The organism is Ktedonobacter robiniae, assembly GCF_016587375.1.
GTDB classification, from domain to species: domain Bacteria; phylum Chloroflexota; class Ktedonobacteria; order Ktedonobacterales; family Ktedonobacteraceae; genus Ktedonobacter; species Ktedonobacter robiniae.
On sequence record NZ_BNJG01000001.1, the window covers coordinates 3,926,850 to 3,947,773 of the forward strand.

Below are 20,924 nucleotides of genomic sequence, written 5' to 3' on the forward strand. Positions count from 1 at the left end.
ACATAATAGCAAGGCTTGACGGACACCATCTGGTATCCGTCAAGCCTTTTTAATTAGCACATGATAGCGGCTCTCCTATCCTTCTTTTCAGGACCAAATGTTGGAACTAATGAGGATGATTGCCCTGATTTTAGTGATTTCGCTGGGAAGATAACCCCGAATTGCATTCTTCACTCAGGATATATACCCAGGATTTGCGCTTTTTTTAATTCCCAAAAATAGGCTTCCCTTAGCTTTAGGAGCTTATTTAGATAGGCTCATGTGATATACATGTATACCTGTCATTTATCCGAATATCATTTTGTGTCGATCGTATGATGGTAATAGATTGCTCGAAGGGAAAAAAGAAATGAAACAATTCCGAAAGGCAATTGCCTGTTTTTCACAATGAAAGTGCGGAGTTGTCCAATGCGAAAAGCAAATGTATCTTTCATCCGAGTGGGCAATTATAAGATTAAATTGCAGCAGTAAAGGAAATAATGAATATGCAGTATGATATCGTTCGCGCTTGGAAAGATGAGGAGTACCGTCAGAGCCTGGGCCAGGAGACACTCGCTGAGAATCCTGCTGGCGTTGTGGAACTGAGCGATGAGTCCCTGGAGCTTGTCAGTGGCGGTTGTCATCATGCCTGGCATCGTGGTGGCCACGATGGTGACGAGAATACCATCCAGGAAAACAACGTACATGTCTCGTACATCTACAACAATAATGGCGGCTTGATTGGTAGCGTAGTTAATGTCAACGTTTGTGCCTACTCAATCAATGTCCTGGCTTCCGGTTGCAACAATAGCAACCACAACGGCTAATCTCTGTGACACAAGCAAACTATACGCTTTTCTCGGAAGAGGGCTGGGGGTCATCCCTTGGCCCTCTTCCACTGTTTTTCTTGAGTGCCTGATCATTGTGTCGCTTGTGCTGAAAGGTTTTGCTTCATAAATATAATTTCATTAGATAGGGAAAAGGCAGTAAAAGCGATAATTAGTACGAATCGGGACAGAGTTAGCATATTGTGCAGAGTGTGAATTTGCACAGCTGTCGATGAGGGCTACCCCTACTATGTTTTTGAATATGAACTAGTGATTTCAAGGGATTATATAGATGAACGTGAGAGATATGGCTCAGACCTCAGAGAAGCCAGGGGATAGACAGGTGAGCGCAAACTGGTATCGCGCATTAACGCTTTCCGAGCGTATCGCTTCTCTTCCCCATAGCCAGGCGACAAATTCAACGTCCACGATAAGTGACAACGCTCGCCAGGGCCTGGCACGTTGGAAAGAACAACGGCCTTTTAATGAGGGCGATTATTTTCGTCAGCGTCTAGAGATGGCGGGGCTGACGGAGGCAGATCTGCTCTACTTGCTCAATGAACCTGTAGAGGAACTGAAGGCGCGTGTGGGACAACGCCTGACTGGCTACGCACGCTACTCGCTGTTTTTTGCGGATCATCAACCCCTGATGCCTCTGTGCTGAAGATAATCGATGGCGAGCAACATATCCTGTCACGCTCATTTCTGGTGGCGCTGCAACCCTTGCTGGTCTACAGCTATCAGCGCTTGCAGGCCGGTGTGGATCAACTGGCGAAATCACACCCAACGCTACCCTTTGAGCGAGAGCAGGTGACGGCTTCACTGTTTAAACTGCTGCCAGAGGAGCTACTCAGTAAGTCGACGAAGACTTTTATCCTGGAATTGAATGCGGCACGTGTGCATGGGCTACTACAGGGGGAGACGCCAGAGGAACGCTTCCAGAGCTTTCTCCAGCGTTTACGCAACCAGGAGCACATTCTGGCCTTTCTAGAAGAATACGCGGTCCTGGCACGCCTGCTGGTCGAAACCTGTGAACGCTGGGTTAATATGCAGTTAGAACTGTTGCAGCGTCTGTGCCTTGATTGGGAGTCACTGAAGGCCCTCTTTGCTCCTGGCAGTGATTCAGGGGCACTGGTCGAGGTGCAGACGGGAAAAGGTGACACCCATCGCGGTGGCCGTAGTGTCGCGGTGCTCCGCTGGAGTTCTGGCCTGCGCGTGGTCTATAAACCACGCTCGCTTGCCACGGATCGCCATTTCTCGGCCCTGCTGAACTGGCTGAACGCGAAGGGCTTCGAGCCGGAGTTTCGCACGCTGAAGATGTTGGAGCGCGAAACATATGGCTGGGTGGAGTTTATTGAGCCGTCGACCTGTCACTCAGTTGAAGAGGTTGAGCGTTTCTACCAGCGCGAGGGTGGCTACCTGGCGATTCTCTATGCCTTGCATGCGGGCGATTTCCATGCAGAGAACCTGATTGCCTGTGGCGAGCATCCCTTCCTGGTCGATCTTGAAGTGCTCTTCCTGCCACGTTTAAAGGCCCTCCCACGTCCATCTGAGAGCGAAGAGCAGGACCTCCTGTTTGATGGGCCGCCGCATACAGTCCTGAATGTGGGCATGCTCCCCAATCGTATCTGGTCGGATGGCGAGAACGCGGGAGTCGATATTAGTGCCGTGGGTGGCCGTCCGGGGCAGCTTGCTCCAACACTAGTCTCTGTTGTACAGGGTGCTGGCACTGATGAGATGCGTGTTGAGCACCAGCAAATGAGCCTGAGATTAGGCCAGAATCTGCCCACGCTGCAAGGTGGTGAGGTTGATATTGCCTCCTACAATGAGCATTTCGTCACCGGTTTTGTCTCTGTCTATAGCCTGTTGATGACGCACCGCGAAGAGTTCCTGAAGAGCCAGGTCGCGCGTTTTGCTGAGATCGAGGTCCGCTGTCTCCCGCGTAATACACAGCTCTACGATCTGATTCTGGAGCATAGCTACCATCCGAACATGTTGCGTGAGGCGCTGGAACGTGATCGCCTCTTCGACCGCCTATGGTTTAATATTGACAATATACCTCAACTCAAGCCACTCCTGAATTTAGAGATTGAAGATCTCTGGGCTGGCGATATTCCTTTCTTCTATACCCATGCTTCATCACGAGACTTGATTAATGGGCATGGTATCCATGTTCCAGACTTTTTTGCGAGTTCGGGTCTGGAACTGGTGCAGGCGTTTGTCGAGCAATTGAATGAGGAAGACCTGGAGCGCGAATCCTGGATTGCGCGCGCATCGTTTGTGAATCTGGACCTCCCCAGCGGGCGCAAGCTCTATCCCTCGCTCAGGTATGAGTCAACGACCACGCCGTTCTCACGTGAGCGCGTGCTGGACGCTGCACTTGCTGCTGGAGACCGCTTGCTGGAATTGCGGCTAGAGAATGGTGAGTTCCTTGACTGGTTGAGTATTACCTCGCGTGGATCGGGCCGCTGGGGTCTCTACCCATCCGATCCCGATTTATATAATGGGGTAGCGGGTATTGTCTTCTTCCTGGCGTATCTCGGCGCGCTGACCAGAGAAGAGAAATATACCTCGGTTGCCAGGCACGCCTTAAGAATGCTCCACCGCCAGATGAAGTACAGGCGCAAATCGGGCCGCCCTTTTACCGTAGGTGGCTATAACGGTGATGGCTCGTATATCTACCTGCTATCGCATCTAGGGACTCTCTGGAACGATCCTACGCTGTTTCTGGAGGCTGAGGAGCACATAGGGCCGCTGGTACGGTCTGTGGCGCATGATGAGATGTTTGATGTGATGGCCGGAGCGGCTGGAGCCCTCGCCGCTTTGCTTAGCCTCTACCAGGTGCATCCATCTGAGGCCACGCTGGATGCCGCGATCAAGTGCGGTGAGCGCTTGCTGGAGAAAAAGACGCCACAAGAGGTTGGGATTGGCTGGATCGCTTCGGTGGAGACTGTGGCCCTGGCGGGAATGGCCCACGGTACTGCTGGGATTGCGCTCAATTTGCTGCGCCTGGCTAGTGTAAGTGGCGATCAGCGTTTTCACGAGGCCGCGATGCAGGCCTTTGCGTATGAGCGCCACCTCTTCTCGCCGAAGGCAAATAACTGGCCAGATTTACGTTCAGGAAGTAAACCAGGGGATGAAAATGAGAAGTACACGATGTCAGCCTGGTGTCATGGGGCTGCGGGTATTGTCCTGGCGCGTTTAGGCTGCTTGCGCTTTGTTGATGATGCAGCTATTCGGCAAGAGATCGAGATTGCCCTTCAGACGACCATCTCTAAAGGCCTGGGCAATAGCCACTCTCTTTGCCATGGCGACCTGGGTAATATGGATATTCTCTTGAGCGCGGCCCAGGTACTGGAAAGGTCTGAGTTTCTTGAGAGCATTGAGCGAACCATGCCAAAACTGTTAGATACGATTGATCGACAGGGCTGGGTAAGTGGTGGTCCCATGGGCATGGAGACGCCAGGTCTGATGCTTGGCATCTCTGGAGCCGGCTATGCGCTGTTGCGCTTAGCGTTTATGCACCATGTGCCCTCTGTATTGCAGTTAGAACCGCCCATCAGTGCTCAATAGTGCCTACCCCACGCCTCTGCGGCGGGGGGACAGCCACCAGTCCTCTCCTCAGAGAGAACTGGTGGCTGTGGGACGCTTTCCGCCCGACCCACCTTCCTGATGGGTTTGCCTGTCTTACGAGCAGGAAAGGCTCCTTGTAGCTCATAGCAACGGAGAATGTTGAGCGCGGCATTCCTGCTCGCTTCAGTGCTGAGACATGTTTGCAGGCGTAGAACATAATTTAGAGAACCACGCCTTACGGTTGTTATGGTTCTCTTCGATGTCGACAGGGATACATTGATTGCCATTTTACAAAGATCCGAGAAATTTCTTTCCTTCGCCACCATCTGCCTGGCAGATTTGCTCCAAACTCTGTTCACGAGCTTGTGCAAGCCGTGCCAATCGCTTCTGAAACTGTTGTCGCGTATAAGCTCGGATAGCTTCAGATGTCCCATTCTGCGACTGATTGCTCTCAATAGAAGCAAAGTGTTTCTTCATATGCGCCTCTGCAATAGACCAGAGCGATGGATCTTGCGCGATAAGCCGCGAGATCAAAAACACTCCGTAGGCAATGTGCCGAGACTCGTCTCGTTGGAATAGGCGAAGGCCTTGCCTCAGGCCAGGCATAAAGTTCGTCGAAGCAAGCATTTTGGAGAAGGGACCATCATCGGTCTCCACCAGGATATTCTCAATAAGATCGAGCATCCTGAGGAGGCTATAATAGCCTGTCTCTGCCAAAACCCCCTCAACAATCATATTATATGTTACCGAAGCCCTCACCTGATTGGCGGGAGATGGGTCAGTTAGCAAGCGATTCATATCGCGAGGGAGGTCATCGCTGAACAGGTCGTGAGCCGCATTCAAGGCGCGATATGCATGCAAATCTCCGTGTTCTTGTAGCACTTCATCCAGGATGCGCCGAATAAATTCCGTATGCTTGGCCTCTTCCCACAAGAAAGTCGTCAAAAACAATTCTTCTTCGAGGCGCCCCTCCTGCGCAATGGTCATGACAAGGGGCAACAGATCCAGCGTTACAGTTTCCTCACCAGCCTGAAAGTCAAAAATAATACAGCGCAAGGTCTCTTTGTAGACATCAGGAGTATGTTGCCAATGTTCAATGTCGAGCGTCAAATCAATATCGCAGGGATTCCAAATCCCCAATTTCTTTGCTTTCTGGTAGAGTTTCATGGGTAATATGTCATGGTTCAAGCCACGATTGCTTAGCGTGACATAGGTCCGTTGAGCCATAGAAATTCTCCTAGCCTTTTTCGGGTTTACTATATGCCTATTATCTGATGCCTATGCAGGCCCGCTTTAAAATCAGCTTCCTCTCAAGCACAAGAGCGACTTCAGTTCCTCACTGGTTCTCGCTCTACCCCGTTCAACGAAGGTTGAAACCTTCCTGCTATAGCATCAAGTAAGGGTTGAGCATCGATGTAAAAGAAGCAGTGATGGCCTGGAAACATTTGGAGTGCGAACCGCCCAGTTGTGTACGTTTTCCAAGCGGCGAGTTGATCGGCAGAGACATAAGGGTCTAGTTCAGCGCCAAAGATGGTCAGCGGGCAGGCAAATGGTTCACCAGGACAATAACGATACTGCTGCCAGAGCATAGCATCTAACTCAAACAGGTCGGGAGCATTTCGCTGACCCTTAACATAGTTGACATGGAAAAATATGTCACTGCTGATCGATGCGGTTTGCAAAAAAGGCAACGTCTCATAGAGCATATGTGGGGGAGAAAAGCAAGCAAAGAAGAGTTGGTCGGGGCCATGGTGATTATATCGACGCAACTGTTGCGCAACTTCATAAGCAAGGGTTGCCCCTAAACAATGCCCAAAGAAGGCAAAGGGGAGATCCTGGTGTTGGGATATTGCTTCAGCCATTGCTTCAATAACCATAGAGAACGCCGCATCAGTTGGAATATCAGGCTCTGGTAATCGTCCAGGGAGTTGCATGATGCATACTTCCATCGATGCTGGCAAGAAATCAGGCCAATGAGCATAAAGCGACGTATAAGCTCCCATGCCCGGAAAACAAAAGAGGCGGGTAGTCGCTCGTTTGTTGGGTCGAGGATAATGTATCCAACCATCAGGTGAAGTGAACATAAATTTCTCCATATGCTTTCTCGTTAAGCAGGTGCGGAAACAGCGGCGGAAGCATAGCGCTCCCCTGAAAGAAGAGCATCCCACCGCGCATCCGCTGTATCTGAGAGAAAAGGCGTTGGGATGCTCACAGATCCGCAGATATTCAAATCTGTCTAGACTCAATATCTGCGGAAGAAAACATATTCAACAGAGCATCAGTGCTTGAGCACAGCTTCTTTTGCAGAGGGCGTTGGCACATGTCTTGTCGCTTGCCTGGATGATTCCTTGCTTGAGAATTGGCGCATCATCCAGCTGACGAGGTCAGCGATACTTTGAGGACGCAGGAGCTGCACAGTTGGAATGTCGATGTGTAGATCCTGTTTTATCCTATTGCGCAGTTCCATCGCCATCAGTGAGTCCAGACCAAGGTCCGTGAGCGACTGTTGCGGATCGATGTCGCTAATGGAGCAACCAAGTACCTGACCGAGTTTCTGCAGAAACGAAGTCGAGAGAGAATTTAGGCGTTCCTCTGGTGTCATCTCCACCAGTGCAGGAATACAGGTGCCTCCGCTGCTTTCCTCTTGTGCGCGTGGAAGAAGGTGCGACCAACGGGTGCGAGAGAGAGAAGACGGACAGGCTGCATTCAGCTTCTCCCAATCAAGGACCGCAATGCATGCGTGTTCCCGCTCCCTCTGGATAACATATCCGAACAGATCTAGTGCCTGTTGAGGTTGCATCGCCTGGATGCCGTTGAGATCAAGATGGTGCAGAGTGGCGGCGTTGCGCGAAACATAGCCAACCTCATTGAGCGCGCCCCAGCCTATCGAGAAGGCTGGAAGCCCTTGTGCGCGACGATAATGCGCCAGTTTTTCGAGGAACAAATTGCCTGCCACGTAGTTTCCCTGACCTTGATTGCCAACGAGAGTGCTGGCAGAAGAATAGAGCACAAAGAAGTCCAAGGGCAGGTGCCGGGTATGCAGATGCAGGTTCCAGGCTCCAAGCATTTTGGGCGCAAGCGCCTTTGTCCAGGCCGCTTCATCCAGCTGGGCGAGGGGGCGATCATCGAGGACCATTGCTGCATGGAAGAGGCCGCGCAAAGGTGGAAAGGCAGTCTGTATTTTGTCCAGAAGCGCCTTGACGGCATCCTCTTCAGTAACATCCACGGCTTCCATCAGGAGTTGAATACCAGCAGCTCGCAGTGCTTCAATGATTGGCAAATCCTCTGGTAAGGGCTGTCCCCGGCGGCTTACCAGCACCAGATGGCGTGCACCGTGTGCAGCCAGCCACGCCGCAGTTGCCAGGCCGAAACCTCCCAGACCTCCAGTTACCAGATAGGAGGCATCCGGTCGGAGAGCGAGAGTTTGCGTTACTGACTTGTGGAGTACGGACGCATACTGGCGTTGGAGATTGACGACCAACTTGCCAATGTGCCTGGATTGCAGCATGTAGCGGAAGGCATCCTGGATCTGCGCAAGCTGGAAGACCTCATAGGGTAGAGGGCGATAAATGCCTTGCTCAAAGAGGCCAGCAAGCTCTTGTAATAGCGTGCGCACAGTATCTCTGTCTTCCACCAACATACGGCCAAGATCGATGGCGAAGTAGGAGAGGCAGCGCCCAAAGGGCCGAAGGCCCAGCTTCTTATTTTCAAAGAAATCCCGCTTGCCAATTTCAAGGAATCGACCAAAGCTGCGCAGCACGCTCAAGCTCTTCTCTGCCGCTGAACCCGAGAGCGAATTGAGCACAATATCGATGCCCTCACCATTGGTCAGACGCATAATTTCGTCAGCGAAGGAGAGAGAGCGTGAATCGAGCACATGCTGTACGCCGAGTGCATGCAGGTAAGCGCGTTTCTCCGGGCTACCTGCGGTTGCAAAGATCTCGCCACCTGCGGCCTGCACGATCTGAATGGCAGCCAGGCCCACGCCACCTGCCGCGCTGTGAATCAGCACACGCTCGCCTTTGCGCAGATGGGCAAGCCGATGCAGGGCATAGTAGGCCGTCATAAAGACCGCCGTTACCGTTGCGGCTTCCTCTATGCTCCAAAGAGCAGGTTTACGCGCGACAAGACGCGCATCGGTCGTCACGAAGGGTGCAAAACAATTTGCGGCCATGGCGATCACCTCATCACCAATCTGAAGATCAATCACCCCTTCTCCAACAGAAACGATGGTGCCAGCGCATTCAATGCCCAGGGTAATCTCTTCCTTCCCATCGCCAGGCTCAGCAGGGATCAAGCCCATGACTAAGGCCACGTCTTTGAAGTTGAGACTGGTCGCGGCAATCGCAATCTCAACTTCTCCAGGGCCAGGACTCCTGCGTGCGTTGGTACTGAGTTGGAGGGCATCAAGGGTGCCCGAAGCAGTCGTCTCCAGATGGAAAGACATGGAGGGATCAGCCAGCACCCTATCCGAGCGTAAGCGTTCGCTCAGAGGAACGCGCTCAATCCGATTGACAAAACGGGCGGAGTCGCGCAAAAGGATCTCCGCGTCGTTGGTTTGAATCTGGAGTTCGTCGCAGAGCGCTTGAATCTCTGTAGAAGAGTAGATACCAGCCTTCGCTTCACTCAGAGTGATAAGTTTGCTGGGTAACTCCGGGTGCTCGCTGGCAAGAACACGGACAAGGCCATAGAGCGGAGCCTGAACAATGGAGGAAGCCCCATTCTCGGAGGACAATGGCTGGACGCCGCTGGTAACAATCGAGAGACGAGGCCCATTTGGGATCTTCTGTTGCAGCACTTGTACAAGGAAGAGCAAGCTGAGGCAGACAGTATCAACGGATTCCTTGAGCAGAGAAGGAGTAACCTCGCCTGCTGGACTATCCAGTCCCCAGAGGTAGACAATGTGCTCAGGACACCCACCCTCAAGTGTTTCAATGAGGGTATGTAGATCCTCGCGGGAACACGGGCGTATCAGGAAGCGATCAGGAGAAAGTTGTTGAAACTGCTCCCCTTTCTGCACCAGAATCGTCGAGGAGGTATGAAGTTGAGTCTGCATCGCTGCAGCCAAGCCCATGTCATCGGCAAAGATGAGATAGGTGGCAGGAGATACGGCAATGGGGCGCTCCTCTTGCATGAGGAAAGGTTTTTGGGCCAGAAAGACCGCCTGTTCGGGCAGGTCCGTTTCAGGGTGAGGGGAGAGTTCTGTTACAGCGGCGAACCCTGATGCTGAGAGAACGTCATGCCATTGCTGGTTAGTTAAAAGGGCAGACAAGGACGCAGATCGGTATCCTGAAAAAGCCAGAAGCCTTCAAGCAGACCAAGCGTCAGTATATCTCTGTACCACAGTGGACGCGTTGATTCGATCAGGCAGAACATGCCCTCAGGTGCCAGCAGTTGATGGATAGCATGGAGCGATTGCTGAATGTCACTGGTAGCATGAATAACATTCGAAGCGATAACAAGATCAAAAGAGTGCTCCTCGAATCCTTGCGTGAGCGGATCGTGCTCCAAATCGAGAATCTGGTAGGAGACGAAGGGATAGTTTTGATATTTCTGTTGCGCTCGTTGCAGAAACGCTTCGGAAAGATCAGTAAAGATGTAGGTGGAGCGGTCTGCTGGTAGGATGGGAAGCAGATACGACGTGGTGCCGCCTGTCCCTGCACCAACCTCCAGGATACGTAGTGTCTGGCCTTCAGGAAGTTGACTAACAAACTGATGAAGCATCTCTTGAGCGATGCTATTGCTTCTTCTGAGAAGGAGCTCATTGGTATAGAGGTGTTCGAGCAGGGTGGCATCACCATCGGGAAAGAGCACAGAGAGCGGGTCGATTGCTCCTGTGAGGATCTCTGCCAGCTGATGCCCACAGCGCATCACCAGAAGCAGACCGAGATGATTTTCGGAATGATCTGTGAGTCCTGTACGAAGCAGTTCCTGGAGGTTCATGTCCTCTGGCGTGTGCACGACGGTCCAACCATCCTCCTCCTGAGATGGAGTGAGAATATGCTCCTCAGCCAGCACGAGGCACCAGGCATGCAGCAGACGCTCATAACGGGGAAGAATGTGCAAGCGTGAGAGTAACTGCGAGACTGTGATGTGCTCACCCACTTGCATGTCCCAGCCAAGTTGGCGGAGGGTCGTCAGCATATATGCCAGACAGAGTTGATCGGTGAAGGGTTGTGTATGCTGATAGTAACGCTCGGTTGGGAATTCCCGGCAGACCTGTTCAATGCCAGGGTATGTTTGAGCCGCGAGAGCAGTGACGGAAGGAAGGCTGCCCACACCGTGCTTCAATGAAGGCAGAGGTGTAGGAACCCAGGCTTCTTCATAGATGTGCTCATCCGTAGAGAGTGAGGCATTCTGGTCCGAGAAGTTGGCTGCCTGTAGACGCACACCAGTGATTTCAACTAGCACGTGGCCCTGACTATCGAGGAGCACATAGTTGGCGGTCAGCGAGTGAGCCCCCTGTGAGATAAGTCGTGCATAGCTATAAAGCGGCGTCGAGGGCAATTCTTTGGCATAACAGCGGAAACGCTCGATACCGACAGGAAGCAGGAGCTGAGCATCGTGTTGAATGCTCAAGGCCAGCAAGACCTGTATACAGCAGTCGAGGACGGCCGGATGTAGCAGGTAATCCTGGGCATCTTCTGGAAGACGAACCATGCCGAGCGCCTCCTGCTCACCCAGGGAAATATGCTCCACCAGTTGGAAGGCCGGGCCATAGTGATACCCTCGGCGGCGGCACTCTTGATAGAAGTCCACAGCTGTTAGCTCGTGCTGACAGCGAACGCGCAGTGCGTCCACATCAACGGCTGTCGGCGCTGAGAGAGACAGGGGCGTGAGTTGAGCACTGGCGTAGGTAAGCCAACCGCCAGACACGTGACCGCGTAACTCAATCTTGCCATCCTCAGGCAGCAAGATCGTCTGAAGAGTGAGTTGCTGATCATCACTGAGGAAGAGCGGGCGCTGAATCTGTATCTGCGCAAGCTCATAGGCCCTATCTTGGAAGTGATCACCAGCAGCAGCCAGGAAGAGTTCAGGATATCCAGCTGCAGGAAAGAGTGCAACACCATCAACCTGATGATCGTGCAGATAGCGAAGATCGTGATTACCGAAATGATTCTCCCACAGTGGCAATGCTGCCGCAAGACGATAGCCCAGTAAGGGATGGACAGTATGCCCCTGCATCCCTTGGGAAGAGGCTTGAGGTTCATTCCAGAAACGTTCGTGCTGCCAGGGATACGTAGGCAGTTTGATATACTTGCCACCAGCAACAAGATGCTCCCAGGCAACGGGGAAGCCGAGGGTGTAGAGCGAGGCAAGCGAGCGCAAGAGAAGCTGTTGATCGTTCTCCTTGCGACGTAATGAAGGGAGGATGATCGCTTGCTTGTCGACCAGACACTCAGCAATGTATCCGGAGAGCACTGGGTGAGGACCGATCTCAACAAAAGTGGTAAAACCATCATCGAGCAGGTGTTGAACGCCAGGGGCGAATTGGACTGGGCAGCGAAGGTTCTGCCACCAGTAGTCTGCATCGCAGTTGTCGCCACGCATAGAGGTCCCGACCACTGTCGAAATGAAGGGGATGTGGCCCTCTCGCGGCTGAAGACCCTGTGAGGACCGCAGGAATTCTTCGCGGAGTGGGTCCAGCGTTCCGTGATGGAAAGCGTAGTTGAGCTTTAAGAAGCGACAGAAAATACCCTGCTCGACAAGAGAAGCGGTGATCTCCTCCAACGCTGCTTTCTCACCAGAGAGTGTTACCGATTGAGGAGAGCTGACCGAAGCCAGCGAAACGCGCGATCCATATGGGGCGATCAGCTCATGCGCTTTCTCTGCGGAGATGCCTACAGCTACCATCGCGCCCTGGCCCGCCGTCAACTCCTGCAACCGACTGCGGTGGTAGAGCACCTGGATAGCATCTTCAAGGCTGAGTATGCCGGCCACGTAGGCGGCGGCAATCTCACCGACGCTATGGCCAATCACCGCCTGAGGCTCAATGCCCAGGGATTTCCACACCTTCGAGAGCGCGATCTGGAGCGCAAAGAGTGTGGGCTGAGCGACCTCGGTACGATCCATGCGCGAACATGCCTCATCGGCCAGTAACTCTTCAATGAGCGACCAGCCTGCCAGTGGAAGCCAGCGCTGATCACAACGCTCGATGACAGAGCGGAAGAGCTCATCGTGGGTCAGCAAGTGGCGACCCATAGCGAACCACTGCGGACCATTACCCGAGAAGACAAAAGCGAGCCTTTTGGCGTTGTCCTTCAGAGTGTGATTGAGGGCCACACCCTGAAGGGTAATTCCGGGGCGATGAGCGGAGGCGAGGAATACCTGGAGTTTTTCTTTAAGGTCATCAAGGGAAGTGACAGTTAATGCCAGGCGATAGGGGTGGTGTTCACGGTGCAAGCTGGCGGAGAAGCAGAGATCGCGCAGAGAAGGTACGCCAGGCTTATCCAGGAAGTCAAGAACAGCTTGCGCAAGTGCGCCCAGGGCCCGAGGGCTACGCGCTGAAAGTGGGAGCAGGAAGGATTGATCCTCTCCGAAAGGAGCAGATGTAAGTTCGGCTGGAGCCGATGCGGAGTATTCTTGCAGAATGACATGGGCGTTGGTCCCGCCGAAGCCGAAGCTATTGATGCCGACGATGTAGGGATCGTCAAAGGGAGGAAGAGCCTCGGTAGTGGTTTGCACCTTGAGGCGCAGTTGCTCAAAGGCGATTCTCGGATTGGGATTCTGGAAATGGAGATTGGCAGGGATCTGGCGGTGCTTGAGGGCCAGCGCGGCTTTGATAAGACCAGCTATGCCCGATGCGCCTTCCAGGTGGCCAATATTGGTTTTCACCGAGCCGATGCGCAGTGGCTGCTCCTGAGAGCGGTAAGCAGCAAACACTTCGCCCAGCGCGCTACACTCGACGAAATCGCCCGAGCTGGTACCGGTGCCATGAGCCTCAATGTAGTGGACCTGGTGTGGAGAAATTTCCGCTTGCGAGTAGACCTGGCGCAAGAGCGCGGTCTGGGCCTGCTGGCTCGGGTAGTGCAAGTTTGGTGTGCGGCCATCCTGATTGATGGCTGTAGCACGAATGACGGCGTAGATCGAATTACCGTCGGCCAGCGCCTGAGAGAGCGGCTTGAGCACAACCACACCGGCACCCTCACCACGCACATATCCATCGGCGGCAGCGTCAAAGGTGCGACAGCGGCCATTAGGCGAGAGTATGCCTGCTTTGCTGAAATTGATACTCATATTCGGATCGAGCAAGATATTGACGCCAGCAGCGAGTGCGAGCTCGCACTCGCCATGCCTGAGACTTTCACAGGCCAGGTGGACAGCGACCAGCGAAGAGGAGCAGGCGGTATCGACGCTGAAACTGGGACCATGAAAATCGAAGAGATAGGAGATGCGGTTGGCTGCGATGCTAAGGGCATCACTACCTGCACTGCTGTAAGGATTAGCTGCCGTCGGATCTTGTCGCTGAATATCCGAGTAGTCGCGAGAGCAAATACCGACAAAGACGCCAGTCTGTGAACCTGCCAGCTGTTGCGGAACCAGTCCAGCATCTTCGAGCCCCTCCCAGGCGACTTCGAGCAACAGGCGCTGCTGGGGATCCATGCGACTTGCTTCCATGGGCGAGATGCCAAAGAAAGCTGCATCGAACTGATCAACCTGTTTGAGGAGCGAGGCATGACGGGAGTACATTTTGCCGGGTTGACTGGGGTCGGGATGATAGTACCGGCGCAGATCCCAGCGCTCAGTTGGGATCTCTCCAACCGGATCGGTGCCATTCAACAACAGTTCCCAGAATGCCTGGGGACTGTTGGCGTCACCTGGAAAGCGGCAGCCGAGACCAACAATCGCTATGGGTTCAGTGGAATGATGCGAATCCATGCATAACCTCCATTTATTGTCAGCCAGCCCGAAGGTGGGCTGGTGTTACCTATATGAACTATGAGGAAGATCATCCGCCCTTGCGAGACTGACGCCATAATGCAAGGAGCGTGCCTCAAAACCGTTTCATTGAGGGCCATTCTAATCCAGCAGATCTCTCTTTTGAAGCGCATACATAGACATATATCTCGTAATTCGATCATTTATAGAATTTAAAAGGGTTTTGCAGCTCATCATATTCCTTTCTCATAGAAATCAAGCCCCTAATATTCATCAAAAACATTTTTACTTAAAATAACTATTTTTATCTTCATTTGAAAAATATTTAAATCACATTATATATTCCAAATAACACATAGGAACAAAGTGCATTTATAAAGGAAAAAAACGCACAAATCACAAAACGTTTTGTGTGCAGTTGAACCTGTCCCTAGTATATTAAGGAGGAAATCGTTCTGTAGTAGACCAGGTCGAGGATCTTTCCTAATCCTCGACCTGGTCTAAAAAGCGCATCAAGAAAACCGAGAGGGTTTACGATCTCGTTTACAATCATGGCTTCGCCAATGTTAGTATCGACCACGGTACTGCTGAATTTGCGGTCGAGAGCATCCAGCGGTGGTGGCGGCAATCTAGCAAGATGCTTTACCCCGACATGAACCAGATCCTCATTACCGCAGATGGAGGTGGGTTCAACGGCGTAAGAAATCGACTCTGGAAGAGGAAACTTCAGGAACTGGCTGACGAAGAGCAACTGACGCTGACCATTGTGCATTATCCGCCAGCAACCAGCAAATGGAATACCATCGAACATCGACTGTTTTCCTTTATCGAAACGCGCCGTAACCCCCTGGGCTTGAGGAAGAGATCGACTACTCTCTGGATCACGCACGATCCTGGCGGAGCCAGGAGTGCCACCCACTGGAGGTGCCGGCTTGGTACGGGCACCAGGCACGGCAGACTCACGTTCAGCTTGCCTTCGGACACATGACCCTCTTGCCTCTCCGCAATGAACCGCGAGCGAGCCAAGAGCCCTTGACGATCTGGGTCGTTCGCGGTTGGGAAGAACAGGCCCCACCAGGAGAAGAGCCGTTGGAATGAGTCCTGGTGACCTCGTTCCCACGACGACATCCCAATAGGCGTGGGAGCGTGTGGACTGGTATCGGCAGGGCTGGCTGGATCGCCTCAGTGGAAACGGTGGCCCTGGCGGGAATGGCCCATGGTACTGCCGGGATTGCACTCAATTTGTTGCGCCTGGCTAGCGTGAGTGGCGATCAGCGTTTTCACGAGGCCGTGCTGCAGGCCTTTGCGTATGAGCGCCACCTCTTCTCGCCGGAGGCAAACAACTGGCCAGATCTGCGTTTGGGAAGTAAACCAGAGGATGAGAATGGGAAATACAGGATGTCAGCCTGGTGCCACGGGGCGGCGGGTATTCTCCTGGCGCGTTTAGGCTGCTTGCGCTTTGTCGATGATGCAGCCATTCGGCAAGAGATTGAGGTTGGCATTGAGACAACCTTTGCCAAGGGCCTGGGTAGTAGCCACTCTCTCTGTCATGGCGATTTCGGCAATATAGACATTCTGCTGACCGCGGCTCAGATGCTGGAGCGGCCGCAGCTGCTGGAGCGGATCGAGCGAGCCATGCCCAAGCTTTTAGATGCAATTGATCGGCAGGGCTGGGTCAGTGGTGGTCCCATGGGCCTGGAGACGCCAGGCCTGATGATGGGTCTCTCAGGGGCTGGCTATGCGCTCCTCCGCTTAGCGTTTATGCATTATGTGCCCTCTGTTTTGCAGTTAGAGCCGCCTATCAGCGTGCAATAGCGAGTACCTCATAAGAGCATAATAGCGTACACCAGGAGCCGGAGAGCAAGTCTTTCTCTGGACCCTGGTGCACATTTGTCTCTCTTCGCAACAGAATGTAAAGCCTGGTATGCCTTATAGCCAAAAATGATATGGTGAGAAGTATGATGCTGCTTTATGATGCTGTTTCCTATCATAGGCATATATGCTTTTTTCTTATCTGTATAGTATGTGTAGGCGCGCTTTTTCTCTATGTCGTTATTTATGGGCCAGGTTTTTACTGACCTGTAGAGGAAGGGCGTGTGATAACGAGATCTTACTATTGGAACTAATTGGAAGAGGGGAACAGTGCGAACGCATCAAAAGAGCTGGAAAGTATTTCAGTCAGGCAACGGAGTAAAGGGTGCGGTGTGGAGATGTGCGGCGGTAGCGTTGGTAATGTTCACTATCGTTGCGGCATTGAGCGTGAGCATTCATGGATTTCAAGCCCCTGGGGTGGCACATGCAGATGACGCAGTATATGAGAACGTTTACCCCTATGGAGAGTGCACCTGGTACGCGAATGAGCGATATCATGATTTGCATGGCTACTATGTCCCCTGGCTCTACGGCAACGCTAACGAGTGGGTTGGCCAGGCCTATAATTATGGCTGGAATGTATCGAGTCAGCCTCAGCTCTACGCGATCATAGTGCTGCAAGATGGTGTCCAGGGAGCCATGGGCTATGGACATGTAGGCGTGGTCGAGGCAATAGAGAGTGATGGAGCCGTGGTCATGAGCGCCATGAACGCGGGTGGAGGGCCTGGTGAAGTGACGCATAATGAGTATTATCCAGGTCCAGGAGTCTCGTTTATCTGGGGGTAGTGTCTTTTATGCAGATGATACCCAGTTTTTGCTGAGCTATTGCCACGATTAACTCCGGATTGTAAAAGAATCGGCCTGGCGTAGGGCTTGAAAGTATCAGTTGATGCTTTCAAGCTCTTTTTATGTGCATTTCGGTTGCGTTCAGGAGAACATATCGCATAAAATAAGAAGAGATGAAACGGCATGTATTCTTAAGTAGGGCTGTCTACTCCCTGGACGTGTTCAGAGAATGCATTCAATATTGAATGGCGAAAGGATGTCGTTGGTCAGACACCCCATAGCTCAAGCTAGGGGCTTGTCTCTACACCGAAGCGTGAGACGAGAGGCCGTCTGACAACGGCCCACTCAGGACAGATGTACCACCCTGAGCAAGACAAAATTTGTCTCGAATGTTGTAAGCAGCGTTCAAGTCTGCGTTGAGTTGATAGCCACAGGAGCGACAGTGAAAGACCGATTGAGAACGGCGATTGTTTCGGGCTTGATGCCCACACTGAGAACAGGTTTGCGAGGTATGACGCGGGTCGATCTTGACCACCTGCATCCCGCGTTCCTGAGCTTTGTAAGACAAGAAGGTATGGAATTGAGCGAACGACCAGCTATGCAGGCGTCGGCTCGTTTCCGTTTTCTTCCTGATCTTGCTCGTGCTGCGAATGTGGGTCAGGTTCTCAATCACGAGAGTACTGCCAGGGGTGGCATGCTCAACAATGCGTTTGGAGAGGACATGATCGCAGTCCCGGTGAAATCGCAAAGAGCGGCCAGACAACTTCTTGAGGTGTCGTTTCGCGCTTTTAGTTCCTTTGGACTGCAGTTTGCGACGGAGACGGAAACGGCGGCGCTCCACTTCTTTCCAGTGGCGAGAACCAAGGAAGTGACGGTTGGATGTCACAGCCGGGCGGTTAAGTCCCAGGTCAACCCCAATCACTTCGTCGCTTTGAGGGACATCGGGCTCAGGGACACTTACCACGACATGCAACCAGTAACGCTCATTGCGGATACACAGGTCTGCCGTTGTTACCTGATAGCCTGCGTACTTGCTGCTATAGGGTGGCACTTGAAAGGGAACAAGAATACGCCCTTCAACAGTGGAGAGGCAGACTTCCTGTGTCTGCCAGTTGAGGACAGAGGTCCGCTCATTGTAGCGAATCGGGCACTGCCTGGATTGGGGTTGCCCTGCCTTGCGCCCTTTGGCTTTTCGGTCAAAGGCCGATTTCAAGGCTTCCGTGGCTTTGATGCGTGCCTGAATGAGCACATTGGCGTTCAAACGAGGATACGCCTCACGCAAGTCATAGTAGGTCGCGTGATGAAGCCGAACGCCATTCTTCTCGCTGTGTTGCCATCCATAGGCGCACACAGCATTGAAGACTTGCGTGAATTGTCGGGTGGTCTCGTCAAGCAACTGTTTCTGCTCGTGAGTCGGCTTGAGTTGTATCCGTATTGTTCTATCCATACGCACAAGTATAGCATATATGCTTAGTTTTTGCAAGAAAGGAGCGGCATATTTCACCCTCTATCTAAAGAAATGCCTTTTCTACACATTTTACAAAGCGAATTCGCCATATGGCTGAAGAAGTTGCCTGGGAAAGAAGAGTTGGCAAATACGGCCTTGAAATCTTAGGCTTGTCAATCCGCATCTGATGGGGCCTCTTCTTTGTCTATGTTAAATGTGTATAAAAGACAGATCTAAAGAAAGGGGTCGCCGCATGCCGATTTGAAAGATGCTCAATTTTTCTCCCTCTGAAGAGCAGGAAGAGGTACGCCGCCTGGCCTCAAGCCTGGCCATTGATCTATTGCGCCCCCAGGCTAGAGCCGCGGAAAAACAGGGCGATATTTCTCAAGACGTCATGCGTACGTTCGCGCAGACCGGGCTTACGCTCCCCTTTGCTGAAGAATATGGAGGTGCTGGCCCCATCGAGGCCGCTACCTATGCCCTGGTGGCTGAGGAATTGGGATATGGGGATGGTGGCCAGGCCTTATCTATCCTCGGCTCGCTGATGGGGCCACTCTGTGTTGAATTGGCGGGGAATGTGTCACAGAAAGAAGCCTATCTTCCAGATTTTGGTGATGTCCAGCGCGGGTATCTGGAGCGTGGTTGTCTGGGTATCGCTGAGCCTACAGGTGGCTATGAGCTTCGCAATGTGCAGACGATACTCAAGCGTCAGGGCAATCACTATCTTCTCTCTGGCACGAAACGCGACGTCTTTCATGGAGAGCAGGCACGACTACGTGTCGTGCTAGCGCGGGTAGAGGGTACACAGACCTATGATGGTCTGTGTGCTGTACTTCTGCCAGAGCAGGCGGCGGGCTTGGAGGTGCGCCCCGAGAAGCAGAAGCTAGGATTGCAGGCTGCTCCCAGCGCCACTTTCCGCCTGGAGAACGTTGTTTTACCAGAGGGGGCCTTGCTTGAAGAGCCAGGTTCGCCTGCTATATTGCGTGCGGCCTCGCTGTATTTGCTCCTGCGGGCTGGCGTGGCATGTGGAATGACGCGCGCGGCGCTTGAGTATGCCAGTCGCTATGCCGAGGAGCGGATCGCCTTTGGGCGCCCCATCGTCTCATACCAGGGTATTGCCTTTATGCTGGCCGAGATGGCAATGAAGCTGGACGCGGTACGGCTCTTTCTCTGGCAGGCGGCGACGCAGTGGGATCAGGGTCAGGATATAGCCGCGATTGTTCGCGATACAGAGGCCGCACAGAAGCAGGCTATCAAGCTGGCACAATCAGCGACGATTGACGCGGTACAGGTTATGGGTGGCGCTGGCTTTCTACAGGATCACCCCGTTGAGATGTGGATGCGCAACGCCGCATCGATGGAGTAGAAGCGCATGCTAGATTTTCGCTTGAGCGCAAAGCAGCAGGAATATCGCGAGTTCGCACATCAGATCGCGCTAGAAGAGATGCGCCCCATCTCATTGGAGTGTGATCGCACCGAGCAGATTCCCGAGTCGTTTTTCTGGCAGATGCAGAAGCGTTTCCGCGGTGGAGTAGAGGGACAGGCAAGGCAGTTTCGCCAGCCTGGCGAGCGCCAGGACGCGCTCCTGGCGATGCTTGCCAACGAGGAGATGGCCTGGGGTGATGCCGCTCTTGCCACCGCTATGCCTGGACCGGGCCTGGCCGCTCCCCCTATCCTTGCCCAGGGTTCACCAGAGCAGCAAGAGAAATTTTTACGTATCTACAGAGATGGCCAGCTACACTGGGGCGCCCTGGCGCTGACGGAACCCGGGATTGGTTCAGACGTCGCTGGGATGGCGACCACAGCCAGGTTAGAGGGCGAAGAGTGGGTCATTGATGGGCACAAGCACTATATCACCAATGGGGCCAGGGCCGACCTCATTATTACCTTTGCGACTATAGACAAGAGTATGGGGCGCGCGGGTATTCGCCCCTTTGTCGTCCCCAAAGGAACGCCAGGACTGGTTATTGGTCGTATTGAAGCGAAGATGGGGTTGCGCGCCTCACAGACGACCGAGTTAATCTTTGAGAACTGCCGTATTCCTAAAGACCACTTGTTGGCTGGACGCGAGGCGGGCGCGAAGGGTGGTTTTAAGGCTGCTATGGGAACGCTGGACGCCACGCGCCCCATGGTCGGAGCGCTCGCGGTTGGTATCTGCCGGGCGGCGTACGAGGGCGCGCAAGCCTGGTATCAGCATGAGCTACCGGCAGGGTACGCTCCATATCAGCGCCGCGAGATCGCTGAGAAGTTAGAGGAGCTGCGGCAGGAGATCCAGATGGCGCGGCTGCTTGTGTGGCGTGCGGCCTGGATGGCTGATCAGCGTATTTCCAATTCAAAAGAGGCGTCGATGTGTAAGGCATACGCGGGCCAGCTGGTCATGAAGGTAACCGCTGAGGCTGTGCGTCTTTCGTCGCCTGGAGAGATGACGGAGACAAAGCAGTTTATCCATAAGTGGTTCCGTGATGCCAAAGTGTTTGACATCTTTGAGGGAACCGCGCAAATTCAGCGCCTGGTAATTGCGCGGCGCATGTTCCCAAAGGTCAGCATCCCTTGATGGGCCG

At 53.2% G+C, this 20,924-nt stretch carries 12 protein-coding genes and 1 pseudogene; 8 read left to right on the plus strand and 5 right to left on the minus strand.

All coding sequences use genetic code 11. From position 1 onward, the window contains the following. The first annotated feature begins 485 nt into the window (after positions 1-485). The 3 genes from JMJ04_RS16400 to JMJ04_RS16405 all read left to right on the plus strand — a co-directional run bounded on the left by JMJ04_RS16400 (position 486) and on the right by JMJ04_RS16405 (position 4,379). On the plus strand, positions 486-806 hold the full coding sequence (locus JMJ04_RS16400; protein ID WP_201371532.1) for a mersacidin/lichenicidin family type 2 lantibiotic: 321 nt from the start codon (positions 486-488) through the stop codon (positions 804-806). Positions 807-1,098: 292 nt separating this feature from the next. After that, positions 1,099-1,470, plus strand: a complete 372-nt coding sequence (locus JMJ04_RS46550) for a hypothetical protein (RefSeq protein WP_236038042.1) — start codon at positions 1,099-1,101, stop codon at positions 1,468-1,470. Beyond that, complete coding sequence (locus JMJ04_RS16405; RefSeq protein WP_236038043.1) at positions 1,464-4,379, plus strand: type 2 lanthipeptide synthetase LanM family protein; 2,916 nt, start codon at positions 1,464-1,466, stop codon at positions 4,377-4,379. The genes JMJ04_RS46550 and JMJ04_RS16405 overlap by 7 nt, the downstream gene beginning before the upstream one ends. A 288-nt stretch (positions 4,380-4,667) precedes the next feature. Here JMJ04_RS16405 and JMJ04_RS16410 read toward each other — a convergent pair whose 3' ends face one another. The 4 genes from JMJ04_RS16410 to JMJ04_RS16425 form a co-directional block, all read right to left on the minus strand. Further along, positions 4,668-5,606 carry a ferritin family protein gene (locus tag JMJ04_RS16410; protein WP_201371533.1) on the minus strand — a complete coding sequence of 313 codons (939 nt, stop codon included), beginning with the start codon at positions 5,604-5,606 and terminating at the stop codon, positions 4,668-4,670. A gap of 101 nt (positions 5,607-5,707) precedes the next feature. Beyond that, the gene (locus JMJ04_RS16415; protein ID WP_201371534.1) at positions 5,708-6,463 is read right to left on the minus strand and encodes a thioesterase II family protein; all 756 of its coding nucleotides are present in this window, start codon (positions 6,461-6,463) and stop codon (positions 5,708-5,710) included. 194 nt (positions 6,464-6,657) lie between these two features. Further along, positions 6,658-9,651 (minus strand): SDR family NAD(P)-dependent oxidoreductase, encoded by a 2,994-nt coding sequence (locus JMJ04_RS16420; RefSeq protein WP_201371535.1) that lies wholly within the window; start codon positions 9,649-9,651, stop codon positions 6,658-6,660. Further along, positions 9,636-14,258 (minus strand): type I polyketide synthase, encoded by a 4,623-nt coding sequence (locus JMJ04_RS16425; RefSeq protein ID WP_201371536.1) that lies wholly within the window; start codon positions 14,256-14,258, stop codon positions 9,636-9,638. Before JMJ04_RS16425 ends, JMJ04_RS16420 begins: the two co-directional genes overlap by 16 nt. A gap of 529 nt (positions 14,259-14,787) precedes the next feature. On the opposite strand from JMJ04_RS16425, the pseudogene JMJ04_RS16430 reads away from it, so the two are divergent. From JMJ04_RS16430 to JMJ04_RS16440, 3 genes and pseudogenes are all read left to right on the plus strand, one after another. Continuing rightward, positions 14,788-15,099: pseudogene (locus JMJ04_RS16430) on the plus strand (ISAzo13-like element transposase-related protein); the annotation flags it as partial. Between the two features lie 263 nt (positions 15,100-15,362). After that, positions 15,363-16,073: a lanthionine synthetase LanC family protein gene (locus tag JMJ04_RS16435; protein ID WP_236038044.1), complete on the plus strand. Its 711-nt coding sequence runs from the start codon at positions 15,363-15,365 to the stop codon at positions 16,071-16,073. Between the two features lie 327 nt (positions 16,074-16,400). Beyond that, the gene (locus tag JMJ04_RS16440; protein ID WP_201371537.1) at positions 16,401-16,916 is read left to right on the plus strand and encodes a CHAP domain-containing protein; all 516 of its coding nucleotides are present in this window, start codon (positions 16,401-16,403) and stop codon (positions 16,914-16,916) included. 301 nt (positions 16,917-17,217) lie between these two features. Here the strand turns inward: JMJ04_RS16440 and JMJ04_RS16445 are convergent, their stop codons facing one another. Then, positions 17,218-18,363 (minus strand): RNA-guided endonuclease InsQ/TnpB family protein, encoded by a 1,146-nt coding sequence (locus JMJ04_RS16445; protein WP_201371538.1) that lies wholly within the window; start codon positions 18,361-18,363, stop codon positions 17,218-17,220. A 268-nt stretch (positions 18,364-18,631) separates the two neighbouring features. On the opposite strand from JMJ04_RS16445, the gene JMJ04_RS16450 reads away from it, so the two are divergent. Then, positions 18,632-19,729 (plus strand): acyl-CoA dehydrogenase family protein, encoded by a 1,098-nt coding sequence (locus JMJ04_RS16450; RefSeq protein WP_201371539.1) that lies wholly within the window; start codon positions 18,632-18,634, stop codon positions 19,727-19,729. Between the two features lie 6 nt (positions 19,730-19,735). Then, positions 19,736-20,917, plus strand: coding sequence for an acyl-CoA dehydrogenase family protein (locus tag JMJ04_RS16455; protein ID WP_201371540.1), 1,182 nt, complete (start codon positions 19,736-19,738; stop codon positions 20,915-20,917). The last annotated feature ends 7 nt before the right edge of the window (positions 20,918-20,924 follow it).

What these genes read in the sequence shown, in the direction of transcription:
- JMJ04_RS16400 (WP_201371532.1), top strand. Translation starts at nt 486, where the DNA reads ATGCAGTATGATATCGTTCGCGCTTGGAAAGATGAGGAGTACCGTCAG.
- JMJ04_RS16425 (WP_201371536.1), bottom strand. Translation starts at nt 14,258, where the DNA reads ATGGATTCGCATCATTCCACTGAACCCATAGCGATTGTTGGTCTCGGC.
- JMJ04_RS16410 (WP_201371533.1), bottom strand. Translation starts at nt 5,606, where the DNA reads ATGGCTCAACGGACCTATGTCACGCTAAGCAATCGTGGCTTGAACCAT.
- JMJ04_RS16450 (WP_201371539.1), top strand. Translation starts at nt 18,632, where the DNA reads ATGCTCAATTTTTCTCCCTCTGAAGAGCAGGAAGAGGTACGCCGCCTG.
- JMJ04_RS16445 (WP_201371538.1), bottom strand. Translation starts at nt 18,363, where the DNA reads ATGGATAGAACAATACGGATACAACTCAAGCCGACTCACGAGCAGAAA.
- JMJ04_RS46550 (WP_236038042.1), top strand. Translation starts at nt 1,099, where the DNA reads ATGAACGTGAGAGATATGGCTCAGACCTCAGAGAAGCCAGGGGATAGA.
- JMJ04_RS16415 (WP_201371534.1), bottom strand. Translation starts at nt 6,463, where the DNA reads ATGTTCACTTCACCTGATGGTTGGATACATTATCCTCGACCCAACAAA.
- JMJ04_RS16455 (WP_201371540.1), top strand. Translation starts at nt 19,736, where the DNA reads ATGCTAGATTTTCGCTTGAGCGCAAAGCAGCAGGAATATCGCGAGTTC.